The sequence below is a fragment of the Oryzihumus sp. genome (assembly GCF_036391795.1).
Lineage (GTDB): Bacteria > Actinomycetota > Actinomycetes > Actinomycetales > Dermatophilaceae > Oryzihumus.
The window spans coordinates 1-20986 of the sequence record NZ_DASVZH010000296.1 but is presented as its reverse complement, the minus strand read 5'-3'; the positions used below and the strand labels follow the sequence as shown (position 1 = coordinate 20986).

The 20986-nt window shown below is 74.3% G+C and carries 18 protein-coding genes; 4 read left to right on the top strand and 14 right to left on the bottom strand.

Annotated elements, in window-relative coordinates:
• Nucleotides 1-38: 38 nt before the first annotated feature.
• Entirely contained in the window at nucleotides 39-173 is a 135-nt protein-coding gene (locus VF825_RS18320) for a hypothetical protein (protein WP_331116066.1), read from the bottom strand.
• 361 nt (nucleotides 174-534) lie between these two features.
• Between VF825_RS18320 and VF825_RS18315 the strand changes: the two genes are divergently transcribed.
• Nucleotides 535-2112: a DUF2142 domain-containing protein gene (locus tag VF825_RS18315; RefSeq protein WP_331116064.1), complete on the top strand. Its 1578-nt coding sequence runs from the start codon at nucleotides 535-537 to the stop codon at nucleotides 2110-2112.
• Between the two features lie 559 nt (nucleotides 2113-2671).
• On the opposite strand, the gene VF825_RS18310 is transcribed toward VF825_RS18315, so the two are convergent.
• Nucleotides 2672-3802: an alkaline phosphatase family protein gene (locus VF825_RS18310; protein WP_331116061.1), complete on the bottom strand. Its 1131-nt coding sequence runs from the start codon at nucleotides 3800-3802 to the stop codon at nucleotides 2672-2674.
• Nucleotides 3803-3865: 63 nt separating this feature from the next.
• Nucleotides 3866-4348 carry an ASCH domain-containing protein gene (locus tag VF825_RS18305; protein WP_331116059.1) on the bottom strand — a complete coding sequence of 161 codons (483 nt, stop codon included), beginning with the start codon at nucleotides 4346-4348 and terminating at the stop codon, nucleotides 3866-3868.
• A gap of 266 nt (nucleotides 4349-4614) precedes the next feature.
• On the opposite strand from VF825_RS18305, the gene VF825_RS18300 reads away from it, so the two are divergent.
• Together VF825_RS18300 and VF825_RS18295 are read left to right on the top strand one after the other, a co-directional pair.
• Nucleotides 4615-5265: a hypothetical protein gene (locus VF825_RS18300; RefSeq protein ID WP_331116057.1), complete on the top strand. Its 651-nt coding sequence runs from the start codon at nucleotides 4615-4617 to the stop codon at nucleotides 5263-5265.
• Nucleotides 5266-5469: 204 nt separating this feature from the next.
• A complete protein-coding gene (locus VF825_RS18295) occupies nucleotides 5470-5793 on the top strand; it encodes a TraR/DksA family transcriptional regulator (protein ID WP_331116055.1) in 324 nt (107 codons plus the stop codon).
• 52 nt (nucleotides 5794-5845) lie between these two features.
• On the opposite strand, the gene VF825_RS18290 is transcribed toward VF825_RS18295, so the two are convergent.
• The 9 genes from VF825_RS18290 to VF825_RS18250 form a co-directional block, all read right to left on the bottom strand.
• A complete protein-coding gene (locus VF825_RS18290; protein WP_331116053.1) occupies nucleotides 5846-7213 on the bottom strand; it encodes a hypothetical protein in 1368 nt (455 codons plus the stop codon).
• Entirely contained in the window at nucleotides 7210-7884 is a 675-nt protein-coding gene (locus VF825_RS18285; RefSeq protein ID WP_331116051.1) for an ABC transporter ATP-binding protein, read from the bottom strand. The genes VF825_RS18290 and VF825_RS18285 overlap by 4 nt, the downstream gene beginning before the upstream one ends.
• Nucleotides 7885-8108: 224 nt before the next feature.
• Complete coding sequence (locus VF825_RS18280; RefSeq protein ID WP_331116049.1) at nucleotides 8109-8585, bottom strand: LppU/SCO3897 family protein; 477 nt, start codon at nucleotides 8583-8585, stop codon at nucleotides 8109-8111.
• Nucleotides 8582-9205, bottom strand: a complete 624-nt coding sequence (locus VF825_RS18275) for a zinc ribbon domain-containing protein (RefSeq protein WP_331116046.1) — start codon at nucleotides 9203-9205, stop codon at nucleotides 8582-8584. The genes VF825_RS18280 and VF825_RS18275 overlap by 4 nt, the downstream gene beginning before the upstream one ends.
• 155 nt (nucleotides 9206-9360) lie before the next feature.
• Nucleotides 9361-11100, bottom strand: coding sequence for an HlyD family efflux transporter periplasmic adaptor subunit (locus VF825_RS18270; RefSeq protein ID WP_331116044.1), 1740 nt, complete (start codon nucleotides 11098-11100; stop codon nucleotides 9361-9363).
• Nucleotides 11093-12082: a DUF5666 domain-containing protein gene (locus tag VF825_RS18265; RefSeq protein WP_331116042.1), complete on the bottom strand. Its 990-nt coding sequence runs from the start codon at nucleotides 12080-12082 to the stop codon at nucleotides 11093-11095. Before VF825_RS18265 ends, VF825_RS18270 begins: the two co-directional genes overlap by 8 nt.
• Nucleotides 12083-12122: 40 nt before the next feature.
• Complete coding sequence (locus tag VF825_RS18260; RefSeq protein ID WP_331116040.1) at nucleotides 12123-13352, bottom strand: ABC transporter permease; 1230 nt, start codon at nucleotides 13350-13352, stop codon at nucleotides 12123-12125.
• On the bottom strand, nucleotides 13349-14101 hold the full coding sequence (locus VF825_RS18255; protein WP_331116037.1) for an ABC transporter ATP-binding protein: 753 nt from the start codon (nucleotides 14099-14101) through the stop codon (nucleotides 13349-13351). Before VF825_RS18255 ends, VF825_RS18260 begins: the two co-directional genes overlap by 4 nt.
• Complete coding sequence (locus VF825_RS18250; RefSeq protein WP_331116035.1) at nucleotides 14098-15372, bottom strand: efflux RND transporter periplasmic adaptor subunit; 1275 nt, start codon at nucleotides 15370-15372, stop codon at nucleotides 14098-14100. Before VF825_RS18250 ends, VF825_RS18255 begins: the two co-directional genes overlap by 4 nt.
• Nucleotides 15373-15555: 183 nt before the next feature.
• Here VF825_RS18250 and VF825_RS18245 point away from each other — a divergent pair, with 183 nt between their 5' ends.
• A complete protein-coding gene (locus VF825_RS18245) occupies nucleotides 15556-19956 on the top strand; it encodes an AAA domain-containing protein (protein WP_331116033.1) in 4401 nt (1466 codons plus the stop codon).
• A 107-nt stretch (nucleotides 19957-20063) separates the two neighbouring features.
• On the opposite strand, the gene mscL is transcribed toward VF825_RS18245, so the two are convergent.
• Both mscL and VF825_RS18235 read right to left on the bottom strand, forming a co-directional pair.
• A complete protein-coding gene (mscL, locus tag VF825_RS18240) occupies nucleotides 20064-20474 on the bottom strand; it encodes a large conductance mechanosensitive channel protein MscL (protein WP_331116031.1) in 411 nt (136 codons plus the stop codon).
• 83 nt (nucleotides 20475-20557) lie between these two features.
• Nucleotides 20558-20986, bottom strand: a 429-nt coding sequence (locus tag VF825_RS18235; protein WP_331116029.1) for an RcpC/CpaB family pilus assembly protein, incomplete at its 5' end; no start/stop codon positions are given.

Below are 20986 nucleotides of genomic sequence, written 5' to 3'. Positions count from 1 at the left end.
GATGCCGGGGGCGCTCGAGATCAGCCAGGAATACGAGATCAGCCAGGGGTAACAGACGCGGGGAGCTGCCACAGGGCGTTCGCCAGCCCCGGCCCGGCGGTCAACGCCCCGACCCCGAAGTGCACCCCGGCGGTGAGCAACGGGCTCAGCAGGAACGTGGTCAGCACGAACATGGTCCCCCCGCCCAGCCGAGGCACTCCCACCGCCCGTGCCGAACGGCGCCGCACCAGATTCGAATGGACCCGGTAGCCGGTGTCCCCGGCCGTGGCGACGGCAGCCCCGTCCGTAACGGCTCCCACGGGGCGTCCCGCAGCACGGCCCAGATCACCCCGACCTGGTGCGGCAACCCATACGTCCAGAACGTGGCCCACGTGGTCGCCCGCCGTGGCTGCCGTCGCCCGTGCCTGAGCCGGTACCCGCCGGCGGTTGCCGCGGTCAGCGCCTTCGGGACTGGGGCGGGCATCACGTGACTCCGGGCGCGCCGCCTTGGCCTGCGTGGAAGCCTGCGTGAGAGAATCGTGCACCATGACTGGCTTGCTCACGGAGGCGCTGCGGGGCACTGACCGGGACGGCTTCCTGGGGCAGCAATCGGCGTGGGAACGGATCCGGACCACGCGGCGAGCGGATCCCGCCACGCTGTTGTTCGTGGTCCTCGCTCTGCTCTTCGGTGGGGTGTTCTCGGTTGCGGTCCCTCAGGTATGGGGGCCCGACGAGCCGCAGCAGTTCTACCGCGCCTACCAGGTCGCTCACGGCGGCTTCTTGCCGCTGCACGTTGCCACGGTGCATGGCGCGCCGATGTTCGGCGGTCAGGTGCCTCGGTCGGTGGAGGCCCTGAAAGCTGTTGGCCCGTGGCGGCTGTGGGACAAGCCGGTGCGCAGCCCCGTCTACGGCGATCCAGCCGGCCACCGCCGAGCCGAGGCCGGCTCACTGAGCGGCCCAACGGAGACACAGTGGTTCACGAACACCGCTGCCTACGCTCCGCTGTGCTACCTGCCCCAGGCGTTGGCGCTCAGAGCCGTCGAAGCCTTCGGCGGGTCGATCGGTGACGCGATCGCGGCCATGCGGCTCGCCGGGCTGGCGGCATACACGCTCCTGGTGGGGCTCGCGGTCTACGCCCTACGGTCGTCGACCACCCAATGGCTGGCCGTGGTCGTCGGCCTGCTCCCGCCGGCGGTGTTCCAGGCGGCCGTCATCTCCGCCGACACCTTGACCAACGGGGTCAGCATCCTGTTCCTGGCGCTCGTGACACGAGTTGCCTTCCTCCACCGACGCCTCACCGCGTGGCAGACGTGGAGCCTGCTCGCGGCCGCGATCACGCTGCCGGTGCTGAAACCCACCTCCGTCGTCCTGCTGCCACTCCTGTTGCTGGTTCGTGCCCGCATGCTGACCCTGCGACCAGGCGTCGCGGTTGGCGACCGCGAAGAGGAGGCCGGGCGGAAACCGAGTCCCGCGCCGGGACGGCACCTGTTGCTCTCGCGGGCTGTGCTCGCCTCGGCAACGCTGGCTGGCCTGGCCCTCACCGCGTGGTGGGCACGCGTATCGGCTCCCACGGGCAACGGCATGGGCTGGGTGCGCGGGGCGGGTCGAGAGAACACCGTCCGGCCGGCCGAGCAGGCGAGCTTCGTGGTGCACCACCCGTGGTACATGGTCCGCGTCTTGGCCCGGACGGCAGCGGACCACGGGTGGCGCCTGATCGAGGAGTTGCTGTCGCAGACCGGCTACAACGTCCAGGGGTCGGCCGTTGCCGCCTGCCTCAGTGTCGTGGCCCTCCTGCTGGTGGTGGGGATCACCGAGCGGCTCAGACCCGGGCGCTGGCCCTTGGTCCTGGTCTCGGTGGTTCTCGTGTCTGGTGTCGGGGCCGTCTTCGGTGCCTTGTACCTCGGCTTCAACCCGGTGGGTCTTTACGAGGTCATCGGGGTCCAGGGCCGGTACTTCATCCCGCTCGCCCTCCTTGCTCTGGTGCTCCTGTGCTCACTGCTCCCGCTCAGGCTCGATGTTCCCGGTCCGCGGACGCGACGGCAGGTCGTGGTGACCGTGGCCGTTTGCCTCGTGCTGTCGCTGACGGTCGCCCTGGCCAAGTACGTGCTGATGACCTACGTGACGATCGCTTAGTTCCGGTCTGCGGGCCCGCTGAAGCTGTCGTGCCTGGTGCGGCCGCACAAGGCCAAGTCGGTATGCCGCAGCTGGCTCCCGGGGGCTGCTCTGTCGATTTTGGGTGGCGCCCCACGGAGGGCACCACCCGGCGACACCTCCGGACCGGGCTACCCGCTCATGCCGCTGCGAATCCAAGCCTGTGCCCGCCAGATGACGTTGTAGAGATTCCAGGGCTTGACGTCGTAGCTGTCCCACTCGCCCAGACCGACACGCGCGGTCCAGCCGGGGATGCGGCCGCAACACACGCGGTGTCCGAAGACACGAAAGAGGGCATCGCACAGTGCACTACGCATGGAAGGTCCATCCCATCCAACGGTCGCCGCCCCCTGGTGGGGCTAGCGTCGGCACTGGCACATGGCGGGCAAGCTACCCCAACGTGGTTATCCAGACCCGGCGGATGCCCAGACCTCGGCACGGACGCCAGGTTTGGATGGTCGTTGGTCCAGCCCGCCTCCGGCATGCCGGCTTTCCCCGGTGCCCACGGGGCCGCCCTGACGCCCTCGACCGTGGTCCGATCTCAAGGCTTGAGGGTGACGTCGTTCGGTGCGGGGAGCGTCCCGCCGTCGCGGAGCACAACGTCCGGGGTGGGCTTGCGCCGCCCGGGCGAGGGCGGGGTCGGGTTGAGCTCGCGGGGCGGGACCGGCGGCGCGGGCAGCTCGATGGGTGCACCGGGCGCCGGAGGCGGGGGCACGGTGGCGGTGTCCGCGACCAGGTCGGCCAGTCCGGGGTCGTCATCGACCCGCGGCACCCCCAGCGCGGGCAGGCCGAGCAGCTGCAGGACGGTCCTGGGCACCGAGGCGTGCGAGCACCAGCGGGAGTCGACCACCGCGGGCACGGCGCCGCCGAACATCAGCAGCGGGACCCGGGGCCCGTAGGCGACCTGCACCCCGTCAGCGGTCTGCTCGACGTTCGGGGTGGCCACGTGGTCGTCCCAGCCGCCCCAGTCGTCCCAGGTCAGCAGGAACACCGTCTCCTCCCACCCGCCGGCCTGGACGACCGCGTCGACCGCCTGCTGGACCGCGCCCATCCCCGCGGTCACGTCGGCCGGCGGGTGCTCATCCTGGGGAGAGTTGTGCCACAGGTAGCACAGCGCCGGCAGCGTCCCGGCCTTGGCGTCGGCCACGAACTGGGAGGACGGAACCAGGTTGGGTGAGCCCTTGAGCTGGGTGTAGAACCCGACCGGGTAGTCCTGGTCGGCGGTGTAGCAGCGCCAGGACACCCCGTGGTCCTGGGCCAGCCCGGGGACCGAAGGCATGTCCCACACCGGGGGCGGCTGGTTGCGCGGCGGGTTGCGCAGGGTCGGGGTCTGCCCGCCGACCAGCAGCAGGTGGTTGGGGGTGGAGTTGGTGCCGAACCCGGAGCAGTGGTTCTCCAGGAACGCCCCGTTCAGCGCCAGCCACGTGTAGTACGGCAGCACCGCGTGGGTGTCGAACTGGGTGCGGGTCGCCGTGCCGGTTCCCTTGAGCCACGCGCCGTAGGCCCGGCGGTCGTGCGGCTGGTCCTTGGCCGGCGGGTTGGTCTGGGTGGGCCAGTCGGTGGCCACGTTCACCCCCCACGGCGCCAGGCCGCGGAAGTAGTTGTCGGTGGTGTGGTTCTCCTGAACCATCACCACCACCCGCGTGATGTTGGAGTGACCGGTGGTGCTCATGAGGTCAGCCTGCTCGCATTCCGGCCATCCCGCGAACCGATCAGCCTCCGCCGGTTGGTCCGTTCAGGGTCGGATCGCCGGCCACACCAGCTCGAACCGCTCGAAGACGACATCTGCGTCGTCGGAGAACGTCAGGCCCATCGCCGCGCACTGACGGGTGAAGAAGCGTGTATGCGCGGCCAGCCACCAGTCCCGCGTTCGGTCACCCTCGCCCTCGTCCCACGCGAAGGAGTCGTCAACCGAGGAGAGTGGGCCGACTCGCACGTCCGTCGTGCGCACCACGGCCAGGGGCCGGCCGTCGCCACGGAGCACGAGGCACCGGTCACCCACACGAGGCAACGGCTCGTCCTCTGCCTCCAACGCCTGCAGGAGGCCCGCCGTCGCCCTCTTGGGACCGTGCAACACCAAGAGCCCGAGCTCGTCGGCGAGCTCGGCGGAGTCGCCGAACGCGTACGCCGTCACCAGCGGTCCGTCGTAGCCGCTGTCCGCGACGTACGAGGCCCACATGGCGTCCACTGCCGCCTGGTCCGCGGGGGCGATGTCCACGAACCTCACCCTACGCAGGCCGTTGCTGCCGAGGCGGACCCCGACCGGGGACCGCTGGAACTCGCGTTGGCCGCGCTCCGTGTGGGGTCCCCGCTCGTGGGCCTGGAGTGTGCTTGGCTGGCCCGGTGAGCGGGCGTTCGCGGCTGGAGCAGGCAGGAACCGAGGCGTGGCAAGCGGCCGTTGGCCGGGCCCATCGGGCGGACCCCGTGATGGGCGCTTCTGGCGGCCCGGCGGGGAACGCACGGCTCACGGCGTGGACCGGCTTGGTGCTGCTGGTGTTGTTCGTGGCCGAGCTCGTCACGCTGCTGGACGTGCGCGGCCTGATCAGCTGGCACCTGGCCCTCGGGGTCATCCTGGTGCCGCCGGCGCTCCTGAAGACCGCGACCACCGGGTGGCGCTTCGTGCGCTACTACGCCGGCCGCGCGCCATACCGGCAGGCCGGCCCGCCGCCGCTGCTGTTGCGGGTCCTGGGCCCGCTGGTGGTGGCGGCGACGCTCGGTCTGCTGGCCACCGGTCTGGCCCTGGTGCTGCTGGGCGAGCCCGCAAGCCGGCAGGCGCTGGTGTCCCTGCCGGGACTGCGTGTCGACACGCTCACGCTGCACCAGGGCGCGTTCGTCGTGTGGGCCGGCGTCACCGGCCTGCACGTGCTGGCAAGGATCTGGCCCGCGTGGCAGCTGACGAGGACGACGCGGCCGTCGGTCCCTGGGGCGCGTCGCCGCGGCGCCGCCCTGATCGCGGCGCTGGCGGTGTCCGTGGCGTGCGCGGGGTGGGTCCTCGCAAACGAGAACGGGTGGGGAAGCCGGTCGCGCGCCGAGCGCCACGAGCGTGGCCTCGAGCATGCGGTCGTCTCCCATTGGGCGGCCTCGATCGAGGCTGCCACTGCGGGCAGGAGCTCCAAGGCGGCCCGGACAGCGTGAGCTGACGGGGGCGCCTGCGGGGCCAGTCAGCCAAGCCCCCGGCGTCATGTCGGTGCCTGTCCCCAGCAGTCCGGCCGGCCGCCGCGTTTCGCCGTGATGCGCCGGCGGCCTGCCCCACCGCGTTCAACACCGTCGCCCAGGCCGGTTGCGGCGCGATGGCTGCGCTCGCTGTCGGTTTGCGCCGCGCGACCTCACTATGGGTGGATGGAAGACGTTGCCGCGAGGTTGCACGCCAAGAAGGCCGAGCTCGATGCCCAGATGGCGCTCATGGAGACCCGGCCGGGGGAGCAGGGCTCGATCTCCTTCGGCAAGCGGGTGGGGGAGGGGACCTCGATGGCGGTGGACCGGCTCTCCCAGGTCGCGGTTCACGACCAGCTGCAGGTGACGCTCGCCGACGTGACCCGTGCGCTGGAGAAGCTGGACGAGGGCAGTTACGGACGATGTGATGTGTGTGGCGAGCCGATTGGTCAGGATCGGCTCGAGGCCCTCCCGTGGGCGGTCCTCTGCGTGACCGACGCCGCGCGCTGACCCGGTGCCGGCCAGCCACCGACCGCGCGCGACGGCCGGACAGGGGGGCCGCTCAGCCGCGGTGGGCGTCGAACAGCCGGTGGACCCGCCTGGCGCCGTACAGCGCGGACCCCCAGGTGGTCGCGCCCAGGACGAGCGCGCCGTCCAGCGGCGACCCCGCCGCCAGGGCCGCGGTGGCCGCGGCGCCGCAGATGACCGGCACCAGCAGCGGGACGGACTGCCAGAGCAGCATGGTCGACATGCCCCCGCGGGGCGAGAAGGCGGAGATCGGCGGCAGCCCCCGGAACGAGGCCATCACCTGGCCGGCCATGACGATGCCGCCCAGCGCCAGGGCCCAGAGCAGGCCGGGCAGCGATCCGTGGCCCGAAGCCAGCGTCGCCAGCCCGACCCCCGAGACGGTCAGGACGTAGAGCAGGCCGGGCATCACCAGGTGGGCCCGTGCCTCGACCAGCGGGCTGAGGCCGAGCAGGGGTGGGGTGCCGGCGTTGTCGCCGTGCAGCCGCAGGCCCTCCGACCACGCGCCGAGCCCGAAGTACGCCAGCAGGAGGCTGACCACGGTGATGAGGCTGGGCACTCCGGCGGCTGCGTGGACCAGCCCGTATGCCGCGGCGGCAGTCAGGACGAGCCCCGCCACGCCCCTGCCGGGGGCCCGTCGCAGGCCGAGCCAGTCCCGGGACAGCACGGTCCCGACCGGGCCCCGGGCCCGCAGGTGGATCGCGCGGCCGCGTGTGGTCGGTGCCGCCACGTCCAGGCGCGCAGCCCGGAGGTCACCGGCGAGCACCGCTCCGCCGACGGTCACCGAGCGGGCGGACTGGGTCCGCAGCAGGGTGAGGTGCAGCGCGCGCAGGGACCGCCCGGGCCCGAGCGCGACCCCGAGCCCACGGTTGCCGACCGGCCACGCGCGGACCTGCCCGTGCAGCCACGTCCCGGCGACGAGCACGCCCACCAGCGCCCCCGCCAGCCCATCCGGCGCGATGGCGACGGCCCCCGTGAGGGAGGCGAGCGCCATACCGGCTCCTGTGACGACCCCGAGGAGGACCCCGCCGACAGCGCAGCCGAGCAGCCCCAGCCGCCACCAGCGGCGCAGCACGACCGCGCGGTCCAGGGGGCTGGTCGCGACGTGGTCGAGATAGGGCAGCTCGGGCACAACCGGCCCGCGGACCCGGCCGGCGCGGTAGGCGAAGGCCAGGGTGAGCACCAGCACCACGACCCCGACGACCAGCGCTCCGCTCCCGCCCAGGTGGGCGGCCAGCCACTGCGGGTCGACGAACCGGAAGAACGCCTGAGCAGCCGGGACGCCGTACGTGGCTGCGGCGATGATCGCGACGTAGACGGCATACGCGGCGTTGCGCTGACCGGGGTCCTGCTCGCCGCTGATGATGCCGCGGGCGTCGCGCAGCCGGTCCGCGTCGCGGCTCATGCCGGCACGACGTCGATGACCTGGTCGGCGATCTGCCGGGTCAGGCCCGGGTCGTGGCAGGCGACGACCATCGCCACACCGGACTCCTTGCGGGCCAGGAGCAGGTCGCCCAGGAGTTGGCGCTTGTGCGTGTCGAGGCGCTGCTCCGGCTCGTCCAGCAGCAGGACCCGGGCGGGGCGGGTGAGCACCAGCGAGAGGTGGAAGAGCTGTTGCTGACCCGAGGAGAGCTCGTGGGGGAAGCGTTCGGCGAGGTGGCCGATCTCGAGGGCGTCGAGCATCGCGAGGGCGCGCTCGTCGGCGCCCGCCCCGCGTCCCCAGGTGGCGTCCAGGAGGACGAGGTGGTCGCCCAGGGTCAGGTCCCGGTATGCCGTGGGCGCACCGATGAGGGCGGCAACAGTGCGGCGGATGGCCAGGTCCCGCTCGTCGGCGACGGCGCCGTCGACGGTGGCCTTGCCCTCGCTGGGGTCCATCGTGCCGGCGAGGATCCGCAGGAGCGTGGTCTTGCCGCTGCCGTTCTCCCCGCGCAGGACCACGCACTGCCCCGAGCCGACCTCCAGGTCGATCGGGCGCAGCAGGACACTGCCGTCGATCGCCTTGCCCACCCCGGCCGCGACGAGCGACACCGGCTCGACGGCTTCGTCGGCGTGGCGATTCCCCACGGTCCCAGGCATGTGCTCCCTCTCCCTGTGGGCACCGTCAGGTCGAGGGTGTCCGCGTGCTGTACCGGCGCGGCCACTGCAGCACCAGGACCCGAAAGGCCAGGAACCACAGCCCAGAGCCGTGGACAGCCCGGCGATGTCGAGCGGGGCCCACGCTACGCCGCCGCCAGCACGGCGCGGGATGTCGACGACGCCGTCGACCTGATGCCGGCCACGCCGGCGCCGGTCAGCGCGGGTCAGTGGGTGATCGGCACCAGGCACTCGTAGCGGGAGTCGCCGTCGACCGCGGAGTCCAGGTAGCTGTCCGACGTCTGCGGGCAGGAGTCCGGGCTGCCGACCTGGGAGACCACGCGGTAGGTCGCGGAGGAGTCCGAGCAGCTCACCGGGACGTACTTCGAGCCGCTGTCCTGCGACCAGCACGAGCCCACGCCGGTGTCGGCGCCGCTCGAGCCACCGGTGAAGAACCGGGACACCGCCAGCAGCAGGGCGGCCGCGCCGAGGGCCACGCGCCACCACGGCACCCCGGACCAGTTGCGCCGACGCGCCTCCGCCGGGATGACCGGCCGGACCCAGAACTGCCAGCCCTCCGGGGCGGCGGCCCAGGTCGGGTCGACCACGTGCCCCTTGCGGGGGTCGAACCCCGGAGGTGCCGGCCAGGCCGGCGGCGCCGCGAACTGCCAGGTCGGGTCCGGGGCCGCCGGGATGGTGGTCACGACTGCCCCTGCTGGGCGGAGGTCACCGACGAGACGATCCCGGCGAGGTGGGCTGCCGACAGCTCGAGGGCCGCGGCTGCCTCGGAGACCACCGAGGAGACCTCGGCCGGAGTCGGGCCGTCCTCATGGACGAACTCGACCAGCCCGCCCACGAGCGTCTCGCGGCCCTGAGGGCTCATGCTCGCGGCCACCGGGGCGAGGTACTGCACCAGATCCTGGTCACCGAAGGCCTCGACGTCGGCGACCAGGTTGGCCGCGGTGTAGGCGCCGCCGACGACAGGCAGCAGCCGCGCGACGGCCCGGTCGATCATCCGCTCGGAGTGCCGGAACCCGGCGGCGACCGCCTTGGCGTACATCGCCCGCGCCCCGAGGGCGAGCATGTACGCGAACTGCTTGTTGGTCGGCGCGGACAGGACCTGCTCGCGATACGTGCCCTTGCACGCGTCGCACTCGACGAACGGCTCGCCCCACTTCAGCGGGATCACCGGGATGAAGAACACCGTGAACCACCGGCGCGGCCGCACCAGCCGGTAGGACCGGTCCACCTGGCAGCGCGGGCACTGGAACTCCCCGACACCGAGCACCTTGAGCAGGCTGCGCCAACCCCAGATCAAGAACATCCCCGTCAACCCCCGTCGGCCGCCGGTGAGCTCTCCCGTCGGAGCCGTGGGCACCGGAGGCGGCGCGGTGAAGTATGGCGGATCGCGGGCCGTGGGGAGCCCCATTCGTGCGTTGACTAGTCCTCGTGTGTGCCGCGGCGTCCGGGCGGCTCCCGTCAGCCGCGCTGGGCGGCCCGGCCTCCGCCACCCACGGCACCACCGCCGGCGCCGGCCCCGAAGCCGCTGCCACCGCCGAACCCGCCTCCACCACCGAACCCGCGGACGCCGCGAAGGCCGTTGGCGTTGCTGGGAAGCGGAGTGTCGAGGTCAGCCAGCACCACCGTCTGCCCCAGCGTCAGGCCGGTGACCTGCGTGGAGGTCAGGCCGACCGCGCCGACGGTCACCACGGTCCGCGACGGCACCCCGCTGCGCAGGGTGGTCACCACCGCGCGCCCCGGGCCGAGCCGGGTCACCGCCGAGCTCGGCACGGTGAGCACACCACTGGCGGTCGCCACGACGATGCTCACCTGGGCCCGCGAGCCGGTGGCCAGTGAGGCAGGCGCCTGCGGCACCTGCACCGTCACCGGGTATGCCGTGCCGCTGCTGCTCCCAGCCGTGCCCGACGCCGGCAGCATCCCGATCGCGCTCACGGCGCCGTCCACCGCGGCGGTCGCGCCGGCCGGCGTCACCGTGGCGTCCTGCCCGATCTTGACGAGAGGCAGCTGGGCCAGGGGGACGTCGACGGTCACCTCGGCCGAGCCCGGCCGGGCGATGACGATCCCCGCGCCGGTGCCCGCCGTGGAGCCGACACCCAGGTCCACGGCCGCGACCGTCCCGCCGACGGGGGCCTTCAACGTCGCCGCCGCCAGGTTGGCCCGGGCCTCGGTCAGGGCCTGGGCGGCGCTGTTGGCGGCGGCCTGGTCGGTGATCAGCCGCGTCACCGAGGAGCCCGCCGCAGACCCGCCGCCGGTCGACGAGACCCCGGCACCGCCGCTGGTGCGGGACGCCGAGCCCGAGGACGTGGCTGGCGACGCGCTGGTCGATGCGCCCGCTGACGCAGCGGCGCGGCTGAGCTGGGCCTGGGCCCGGGCGAGGGCCTGCTGGTCCCGGGCGGTGCGCTCCTGCGCGGACTGCACCTGCTGCAGGGCGGCGACGCACCGGGCCACCTCCGCCGAGGAGGGTCCCGACGCCGAGGAGGGCGAGGGTCTCGGCGTCGGCGAGGACGTCGGGGACGAGGTGGGCGAGGACGTCGGAGCCGGGGTCGAGGTAGGGGCGGCGGATCGGGACGGCGAGGGGCGCCCGCCGCCGGGACCACTGGCGGAGCCACGACCGAGCACCGGTGCGCAGGCAGCGGCCTCCGCCGTCGAGGCCGTCGACGCGGCGCGCAGGTCGGACTGGACCGCGCGCTGGGCCGCGGCCACCGCCTGCGAGGCCTGGCGCGTGGCAGCCGAGCCCGAGCCGGTCGAGCTGCTGCGCCCCGTCGAGGTGGACGCCGGAAGAGCCGACACGGTTGACGTCGAGGACGAGGCGCTGTCGCTCTCCACGGTGGCGTTCGCCTGGGCCAGGGTCGCCTCGGCGTCGGTCACCGCCGCGGCCAGGGGCCGGGCGTCCAGCGTCGCCAGCACCTGGCCGGCGGCCACGGTGTCGCCGACCGAGACCCTCACGGCCGAGACCGTGCCGCCGACCGCGAACACCGCCTGCTGCTGGTTCACCTGCTGCACCGAGCCGGTCAGGTCCAGGTGCTGCTCCACGTCCCCGCGGGTGACGGTCGCGGTGCGGTAGCGGTCGACCGGGTCACCGGCGGTGGCTGCCCGTGCGGCAAGCGTGCCCCCGCCCAGGAGCACCACGCCGGCGGCGACGGGCACCGCCCGGCGCACCCAGCGCCGGTGAACCGCGACTCGGGCCGCCTCACGCACCGGCGGCACCGCCGCTCGTGCTCGCGCCGCCACCGGTCCCGGACCCACCGTCGCGCTGGCCACGCCCGAAGCTGCAGCTGCCGTTGACCGCGGGGCGCACCGCGACGGCCGTGGCGGTCACCGCTCCGGTGTCGTCCGCCTTGCCCAGCGCCGTCACGCACCGTCCCACCTTGACCGAGGCCGCCGTCGACCGGGTGGTGCGCACCCACGTCGTCGTCGGGTCCACCGTCACGGTCACCGTGCGGGGTGCCGCCGTCGCGGTCGCGGACGACCCGGCGAAGGCCCGGGCCTGCTCCCTCACCTGGAAGGTCGATCCCGACACCGAGACCACGGTGCCGAACGCGCCGCCGAAGAAGCCCCGGCCGGCCCCGGGCGCACCGGTCCGTGCCCCGGAGGGCCGTTCACCCGGCGTCGCCGTCGCGCCGGAGCCACCCGGTGCCCTGCCCCCGCGACCGCCGAAGCCTCCCGGTCCGCCGAGGTCGCAGCCGCCCCGGGTGGGCGCCGAGATGGTGACCATGGTGGCCGCCACCGTCGACGCGCCGGCGGATCCGCCGCTCGACGCCCCTCCGGTCCCTCCGCCGCCGGTTGCCCCGGGACGAGCGCCCTGGGCCGCCGAGCGAGCCACGACGCAGACGCCGGGCTTCACGTCCGCCAGCGAGGCGGCCACCGTGTCGGTGAACCTGGTCGCCGACGTCCAGGTCACCGCGGTCTGGCTGGAGCTGTCCTGCACCTGCATCGTGTGGCCGTCCACCGCGGCGACCAGGCCCGAGACCCCCGGCATCCGGCCGCCGCCCCCGAAGCCCCTGGCCCCGGAGCCGCCCGCGCCCGTCGCGGCGACCGTGGGCTGGCTGCTGCTGGCCGGCCCGCAGCCGGTGAGCACGAGCGCCCCGGCAAGCAGGACGCCGAACGCGCCGGCACCCGACCGCAGGCGCGCCGTGCGGGGCGTGCGGGCGGAGGGGCACGGCATACCGGGGTGGGACATGGAGGTGCTCCTTGCTGGAGGGGCGGAAAGGGTCATCGGGTCACTCGCTGCGCAGGGCGTCGATGGGGGCGAGGCGGGCGGCGCGGCCGGCGGGGTAGACCCCGGCGACGACGCCGACCACGAGGGCCACGACCAGCGCGCCCCCGGCCGCCACCGGCGAGATGGTCACCGGCTGCCCGAGCCAACGGGGCAGCAGCAGTGCCCCCGCGATGCCGAGGGCGAGGCCCAGGACGCCGCCGGCCAGGCCCAGGCTGCTCGCCTCGACGAGGAACTGCCGCCGCACCGCTCGCGGCGTGGCCCCGAGCGCCTTGCGCAGGCCGATCTCGCGGATCCGCTCGGTGACCGAGACGAGCATGATGTTCATGACGCCGATTCCCCCGACCAGCAATGAGATTGCGGCGATGCCGGCCAGCAGGACGGTCAGTGTGCGGTCGGTCGAGGTCACCGTCTGCAGCAGCGACTCCTGGCTGCTCAGGGTGAAGTCGGCGGTCGCGGGGGTCACCCCGTGCAGCGAGAGCAGGACCGCGTTCGCCTCCTGGTAGGCGGCGGACAGGGTCTGCGGGGAGGTCGCCTCGAGGTAGAGGGTCGAGATCGCCTGGGCGTTGGGGCTGCTGGAGATTCGCGCGGCGTAGGTCGTCTCGGGCACGACCGCCTGGTCGTCCTCGTCGACCGCGGTGGTGGACCCGGCGGTGTCGAGCAGGCCGATGACGGTCAGGGCGGTCCCGTTGACCGTGACCGTCTGGCCGACCGGGTCGCGACCGCCGAACAGCTCCGAGGCGGTGGTCTGACCCAGCACCGTCACCGGTGCCCCGGCGGCCAGCTCCGCCGCGGTGAAGAACCGGCCGGTGGTCACCGACCGGGCGCGCACCTGCGGCCAGTCCGGGGTGGTGCCGACGACGCTGGTGGTCCAGTTCGCCGAGCCCACGCTGAGGGACTGCTGGCCGCTGGAGACCGGTGCCAGCCGGGCGATGTCGGGCGCGACGCGGTGGTCGGCCAGCGCCTGCGCGTCGCGGGTGGTCAGGGTGGAGGCCGAACCCCGTCCACCGCGCACGCCGGCGCTGCTGGTCGAGCTGCCGGGGGAGACGATGAGCAGGTTGCTGCCGAGCTTGCTGATCTGGTCGCGCACCTGCGCCTGGGCCCCCTGGCCGAGGCCGACGGTGAGGATGACCGCCGCGATGCCGATGAGGATGCCCAGCATGGTCAGGGCCGAACGCAGCCGGCGGGTGCGGATCGCCTCCAGCGCCGTGCGCAGCGTCTCGGTCCAGGTCATCGGGACACCGCCGCAGCCGGCTCGTCCTCGGCGACCTGCCCGTCGAGGATGTGCACCACCCGGCCGGCCCGGGCCGCGACGTCGTGCTCGTGGGTGATCAACACGATGGTGCGGCCCTGCACGTGGAGCTCGGCGAACAGCCCCAGCACGTCGGCCGTGGAGTGCGAGTCCAGGTTGCCGGTGGGCTCGTCGGCGAGGAGGAGTGCGGGGTCGGTCACCAGGGCGCGCGCGACCGCGACGCGCTGCTGCTGGCCGCCGGACAGCTCGCCGGGGCGGTGGTCGACCCGGTCGGCCAGGCCGACCCGCTCCAGGGCCTGTATCGCGCGGGCTCGCCGCTCCTGCCGCGGCACCCCCGCGTAGCACAGCGGCAGCTCGACGTTGCGCCACGCCGAGAGGGAGGGCAGGAGGTTGAACTGTTGGAACACGAACCCGATCCGCCGGTTGCGCACGTCCGCCAACTGCGCCTCGGTCATGGCGCCGACGTCCTCACCGGCGAGGCGGTAGCTGCCCTCGGACGGGATGTCCAGGCAGCCGAGGATGTGCATCAGCGTCGACTTGCCCGAGCCCGAGGGGCCCATCACCGCGACGTACTCGCCGGGGTCCACGGTCAGGGACACCCCGCGCAGCGCCTCGACCTGCGCCGCACCCGTGGCATAGACCTTGCGCACGTCGGCCAGGTCGAGGATCGGCCCGGCACCGCCCGGGTTCGGCGCGCTCTCGTCCGCTCCCGGGACCACCGCCCAGCTCATCGGCCCGCTCCGCCGCCGGCGCCCGCCGCGCCGCCCGACCCCTGTCCTGCTCCAGCTCCTCCGCCGTTCCCGGTGAAGCCGCCGCCGAACCCACCGCCGCCGAAACCGCCCCCGCCGAACCCACCGCCGAAGCCGCCCTGGCGGGTTCGCCCGCTGCCCCCGAGGCCGGCGCGGGCGGTCGCGAGCACGACCTGGTCGCCGTCCTTGAGACCGCTGAGGACCTGTGTGCTGGGGCCGTAGACGGTGCCGGTGGTGACCGGCGTGCTGACCTGGTGGCCGCCCTTCAGCTGGTGCACGACGGTGCGGCCGCCCTCGCTGTGCAGGGCCGCCGTGGGCACGGCCAGGACCCCGGACACCTGCCGGGTGACGATGAGGACGTCTGCGGTGCCCCCGGCATACAGGCCGGTGGGGGAGCCGGTGACCGCGACGGTGACCGGGAAGGTGGCCGTGCCGCTGGAGGAGGAGGCGATGATGCCGACCGACTTCACCGTGCCGAAGACGCGGGTGGTGCTGCCGGTCGGGGTCACCTCGGCCTGCAGGCCCTTGCGCACGGAGGCAAGGTCGGCGCTGCCCACCTGGGCGTCGACCACCCACGACCGGGTGGAGATGACCACGACCTGCGCCGTCGCGGAGGAGCTCGAGCCTGATCCCGTGGCACCCGAACCAGAGCCCCCGGCTCCGGCGCCGGACGAGGACCCACCGGAGCCGGATCCGCTGGAACCGGAGCCGAGCCGGTCGCCCACCGCGATCGACACCGAGGCCACCGTGCCGCTGATCGGGGAGGTCATCGTGGCCTGCGCCAGCGCCGACCTCGCGTCGGCGAGCTTGCTCGAGGCCGCGGCCACCTGCGCGCCGGCCGCCGCGAGCTGGGTGCTCGAGGCGCCCGCCGCCTGCTCGCTGGTCTGCTGGCTCTCGGCGGCGGTCAGGTTGGCCTGGGCGAGGTCGACCGCGCTCTGCAGGTCGGTGGCGTCCACCGAAGCGAGGACCTGGCCGGCCTTGACGGTGTCACCGGCTGCCACATCAACCGAGCGCACGGTGCCGGAGACGGCGAAGCTGAGGTTGGCCTGGCTGCCCGGCTCGATCGTGCCGGTGGCCGAGACCGTCTGGCGGATCGTGCCCGTCGTCGCCGTGACGAGCACGGGGGCGGCCGCGGCGCTGGCCGGGGTGCGGGTGGCCGCCCAGGCACCCACACCCGCGAGGGCCAGCAGCAACGTTGCGAGGCCGGCGAGCACCGGCCGCCGGGCGAACCACCTGCGAGGTCTGGGCCGCACCCGTCGCTCCTCCCCTTGACGGGGAACGGCTCCCCGCGCCGAGCAGAGCGTCGACCCGCCGACTGTCACCAGGGTGCAAGGAGTCTGGGAGCGGACTGTGAAAGGGACTCGGCCGGGCACCGGCTCGGGGTGACCTCGGCGCGCGTCCGGGGGCACGGCACACCGGTTGGCTAGCCTGCGGGGATGACCCAGAGCCAGGACGCGACGCCGGACCCGGACCAGCTCGAGGGGTCGGCCGACCCGCGCGGGGAGCGCGTGGCGGCGGCGGTCCAGGCCTGGCAGCGCCACCTGGTCGACCTCGGCGGCCGCAACACCCTCCTCTGGTACCGCGACCTGCCCTCCGGCACGCTCGACCTGACCAACGCCCATCCCGGCGGCCTGGCGATGCTGCTGGCCGGGCGCCCGACCCGGCTGTCCGACCTGTTCCGCGAGCCGGACGCCCTGGCCGAGGCCCGGCGCCGGGCCCGGGTCATCCGCGCCAAGACCACCGAGCTGCACGAGGAGCGGGGCATCGCCGCCGGGTTCGTCGCGGTGGGCATGGCCAGCTGGCGGGTCGCCGGCGCCTCCCGCCCGCCGGCTGCCCCGGTGCTGCTGCGCTCGTGCGTGCTGCGGCCGCGCGGCGCCAGCCAGGACGACTTCGACCTCGACCTCGGCCCGGACGTCGAGCTCAACCCGGTGCTGGAGCACTACCTGCGCTCCGAGCAGGGCCTGGAGGTCGACGGTGACGCACTCGCCGACATGGCCACGGTCACCGGCGCCTTCGACGCGGCCCCGGTGTTCTCCGCGCTGGCCGCCGGGTGCGAGCAGGTGCCCGGCTTCACCATCGCGCCGCGGCTGGTCCTCGGCACCTTCTCCTACGCCAAGCTGCCCATGGTCGCCGACCTCGCGGCCCAGCTCGACACCCTTGCCGACCACGACGTGGTCGCGGCGCTGGCCGGCGACCCGGGCGCGCTGCGGGCGGTGCGCACCAGCGTGCCGCCGCTCGCCGTCGACCAGGACCCCGAGCGCGAACACCTGGTCCTGGACGCCGACTCCTCCCAGCACGCGGTGATCGAGGCGGTCCGCTCCGGGGCCAACCTCGTCGTCAAGGGCCCGCCGGGCACCGGCAAGAGCCAGACCATCGCCAACCTCATCGCCGCCCTGGCCAGCGACGGCCGCCGGGTGCTGTTCGTCGCCGAGAAGCGCGCCGCCATCGACGCCGTCGTCAGCCGCCTGGACCGCCTGGGCCTCGGCGACCTCGTGCTCGACGCCTACGACGGCGCCACCAACCGGCGCCGTCTGGCCCGGGAGGTCGGGGACACCCTCGACCGGGCGGTCGAGGCCGGCGAGCCCGACACCGGCGAGGTGGCCCGCACCCTCGTCGAGCGACGGACCCGGCTGGTCGAGCACTCCCGCGCCCTGCACGAGAGGCGCGAACCCTGGGGCGTCAGCGCCTGGGAGGCCCAGCTCGCCCTGGCGGCGCTGTCCTCCCGGCCGCACTCGCCGACCTCGCACGTGCGCATCCACGGCGAGGCCCTGCGCTCGCTGTCCCGCGACCGGGTGGCCGAGCTGAGCCGCTCGCTCACCGAGGCCGCCTCGCTCGGCGCCTGGACCCCCGGGCTCGAGGACGACCCCTGGTATGCGGCGCGCGTCACCTCCCCCGAGGAGGCCGCCCAGGCGCTGGAGATCTGCAGCCGGCTGGGCTCCGGCGGCCTGGTGGCGGTGCGCGAACGGATCGGCGCCACGCTGCGCGAGGCCGGGATCCCCGAGGCCGGCACGGCCTCCGCCTGGGCCGACGCCCTCGCCGTCCTGGAGCAGGTCCGCCAGACGCTGGAGGTCTTCCGCCCCGAGGTCTTCGACGTGCCCCTCGTCGACCTCGTCGCGGCCACCGGCACCTCGGCATACCGCTCCGAGCACGGCATCAAGCTGGGCTGGTGGGCCCGGCGTCGCCTGCGCCGGCAGGCGCGGCGGCTGCTGCGTCCCGGTGCCGTGCCGCCCGACCTGCACACCCGGCTGCAGGCGGCCCAGCGGCAGCGCGTGCGCTGGCAGGAGCTCGCCGGTGCCGGTGCCCGCCCCGAGGTCCCGCTGGGCCTGGAGGACGTCGAGCGGACCTATGAGGCGCTGGCCGGTGACCTGGCCTGGCTGGGGGAGCGGCTCGCGCCGACCGCGGCCGGCGGTGACCTGGTCGGCACCCCGCTGGACGAGCTGCAGGAGCGGCTCGCCCTCCTGGCCGCCCGGCCCGACCGGCTGTCCGTGGTGCCCCGGGTGGTCACCGTGCTGGACGAGCTGCGCGCCGCCGGGATGGGCCCGCTCGTCGACGACCTCGCCACGCGCGGGGTGCTCGTCGACGACGTGGGGCCGGAGGTCGACTTCGTCTGGTGGACCTCGCTGCTGGACGACATCACCGTGCGCGACCCCGCCTACGGCGCCCACGACGGGGAGTTCCTGCGGCGGATCGGCACGGAGTACGTCGAGGCCGACCGCGCCCACCTCGACAGCTCCGTCGACCGGGTCCGGGGCGCCGTCGGCCGCCGCCTGCGGGAGGTCCTGGCCGACCACCCCGACCAGGAGGCCCTCGTCCGCGCCGAGGCGTCCAAGTCGCGGCGGCACCGCCCGCTGCGGGAGATGCTGCCCCGCGCCGGGGACGTGCTGACCGCGGTCAAGCCGTGCTGGGCGATGAGCCCGCTGGTCGTGGCCTCGGTGCTGCCGCCGGGGCGCTGGTTCGACGTGGTGGTCTTCGACGAGGCCTCGCAGATCCCGCCGGCGCAGGCGGTCTCGGCGATCTCGCGGGCCACCCAGGTCGTCGTCGCCGGCGACGAGCGGCAGCTGCCGCCGACGAGCTTCTTCACCTCGGCCGACGACGACGTCAGCGCGCCCGAGACCGACGCCCTGACCGAGGGCTTCGAGTCGGTGCTCGACGTCCTCACCGCGGCGCTGCCGGTGCGGCGGCTCACCTGGCACTACCGCTCGCTGGACGAGCGGCTGATCGCCTTCGCCAACAAGGAGGTCTACCACGGCTCGCTGGTGACCTTCCCCGGCACCAGCACCGACCCGGTCGTGCGGCTGGAGCTGGTCGACGGCTCCGCCCTGGCCCCGCCCGGGCAGGAGGCGATCGAGAGCACCGAGGCCGAGGTCGACCGGGTCGTCCAGCTGGTGCTCGACCACGCCCGGCGCCGGCCGACCGAGTCCCTCGGCGTCATCGCGCTCGGTCTGCGGCACGCCGCGCGGATCGAGGACGCCCTGCGCGCCGCGCTCGGCGACGCCGACGGGGTGGGCTCGTTCTTCGACGAGTCCGCGCCGGAGCGGTTCTTCGTCAAGAACCTCGAACGCGTCCAGGGCGACGAGCGCGACGCGATCATCCTGTCCATCGGCTACGGCAAGACCCCGCACGGGCGGGTGCTGCACCGGTTCGGGCCGCTCAACCTCGAGGGCGGGGAGCGCCGGCTCAACGTGGCCGTCACCCGAGCGCGTCGCCGGATGACCGTCGTGGCCGCCTTCGGCGCGGCCGACCTCGACCCCAACCGGCTCAAGGCCCGCGGCGCGCTCATGCTGCGGGACTTCCTCGCGTATGCCGCGGCCGGCGGCTCCCCGGCGAAGGTCACCGAGGCACTGCCCGGGGCGGCGGTCGAGGCGGCGCAGCCCGGAACCGGGCAGGCGGGCAGCGACCAGGCGCCGGCGTTGCCGGTCGGCGCCCGGGTCCGGTCCGAGGCGACCGGCCGGGCGCTGGACCCGCTGGTGGCCGACTTCGCGCAGCGGCTGCGCTGGGAGGGCCTGGTCGTGCACGAGCGCTACGGCAGCTCGGAGCACCGGCTCGACCTGGCCATCGAGGACCCGCATCGCCGGGGCCGGGTGCTGGTCGCGGTCGAGACCGACGGACCGGCCTATGCCGCGATGACCAGCACCCGCGACCGGGACCGGCTGCGGATCGAGCAGCTGCGCCGGCTCGGCTGGCAGCACGTGCGGATCTGGAGCACCGACCTCTTCCGCGACCCGGCACGCGACGTGGCCCGGGTGACCGCCGCCGTCCGCGCCGCGTCGAAGGCCACGGTGCTGGGGGACAATGGGCTCACCGTGTCACCCCGCCCGGCCGACCCGGCCGTGGACGAAGGCGTGGCCGAGCCGGGAGCTGCGACGGCGGGGTTCGACACCCTCGCACCGCTGCTGCCCGGCTTCGACGAGAGCCTGGAGGACGACGTGCCCACCCCCGACCCGACCGACGAGACCCTAACCGACCGGCCGGACGGGGCTGACGCGGCCGGTGCAGCCGAGGCGGTCGAGGCCGACGCCGACACGTCGGAGGAGGTGCCGCCGGTCGAGGGGCAGGCCGCGCTGCTGGACACGGGCGAGGTCACCCGCGTCGGGGCGGACGCGGGCGACGGCGGGGACGAGCCCGCGGACGGTGCGGCGCGCGATACCGGCGACGACGAGGCGGGTGAAAGCGCGGCCGGCGAGGCCGGGCAGGAGCAGGCGCGCCCGAAGGTGTCGGTACGCCGCTCCTCGCTGGACCAGACCCGCGACGACACTGACACCGGTTGGGGTGAGCGCCGCGACGAGGACGCCCACGACCGCTGGCTGCAGGAGCAGCGTCCCCCACACTGGGAGTGACCCGACCTGACGCGAAACAGGGCGGCTCCGCATGTGCGGAGCCGCCCTGTGGGGTTGGTGGCGGGCTGGGCCCGGTCAGGGCCCTGTCGTGACGGTGGCGATGGAGCTCAGACCATGTCGCGCTGGCGCAGCAGGTCGCGGATCTCCTGCAACAGCAGGATGTCCTCGGCCGGGGCCTTCGGCTCGGGCTCCTGGCCGCGCTTGCGGCGCTCTGCGATGGCGTTCATCGGCGCCACGATGAGGAAGTAGACGACCCCTGCCGTGATGACGAACGTGAGGACCGCGTTGATCATGGCCGAGACGTCGATGGTCGTGGCCTTCTCGATCGCGGGACTGCCGTGCTTGAGGGAGAACGACAGCCCGCTGCTCGTGGGGCTGCCCAAGGCGTTCAACATGGGCTTGATCACGTTGCCGACCACGGTCTGGACGACCGCGGTGAACGCTGCGCCGACGACCACCGCGACCGCGAGGTCGACGACGTTGCCGCGCATGAGGAAGTCCTTGAAGCCCTTGATCATTCGTGCGCCCCTTCGGTTGGCGAGCCGGACCCGCACGACCGTACCGAAGGCGCCGGGCGCCCAGGTAGGGCGGTCCTGCGGCCTCAGCGGGCGGGGCGGAGCGTGAGCGTCACCCCGGCCGACAGGTCGCCAGCGCCGCTCGCGCGGGCCAGCGACGAGGCCTGCTCCGGCATGACCGCCAGGACGACTCCGGGAGCCGGCGCGCCCGACCCGACGCCGGTCCAGGAGCCCGTGCCGACGTCCGCGGGGTCGGTCGCCAGCACGAGCAGGTCGAGCCCGAGCCGCGATCCGCTGGCGTTGTCGATGACGTCCACGTGGTCGCCCGGGTGCAGCAGAGCCGCGACCCGGGCGTCGGGCACGCTGACGTGGGTTGCGACCTGGCCGGCGGCCAGCCCGGTGAGCAGGCCGGGGCCGTGCAGCCGGGACGGGGTGAGCGCCTCACCGGCGGTCACCGGCGCGGCGACGCGACGCCCGACCAGCGCGGCCACGTCGGCGACCGACCCGGACGGACG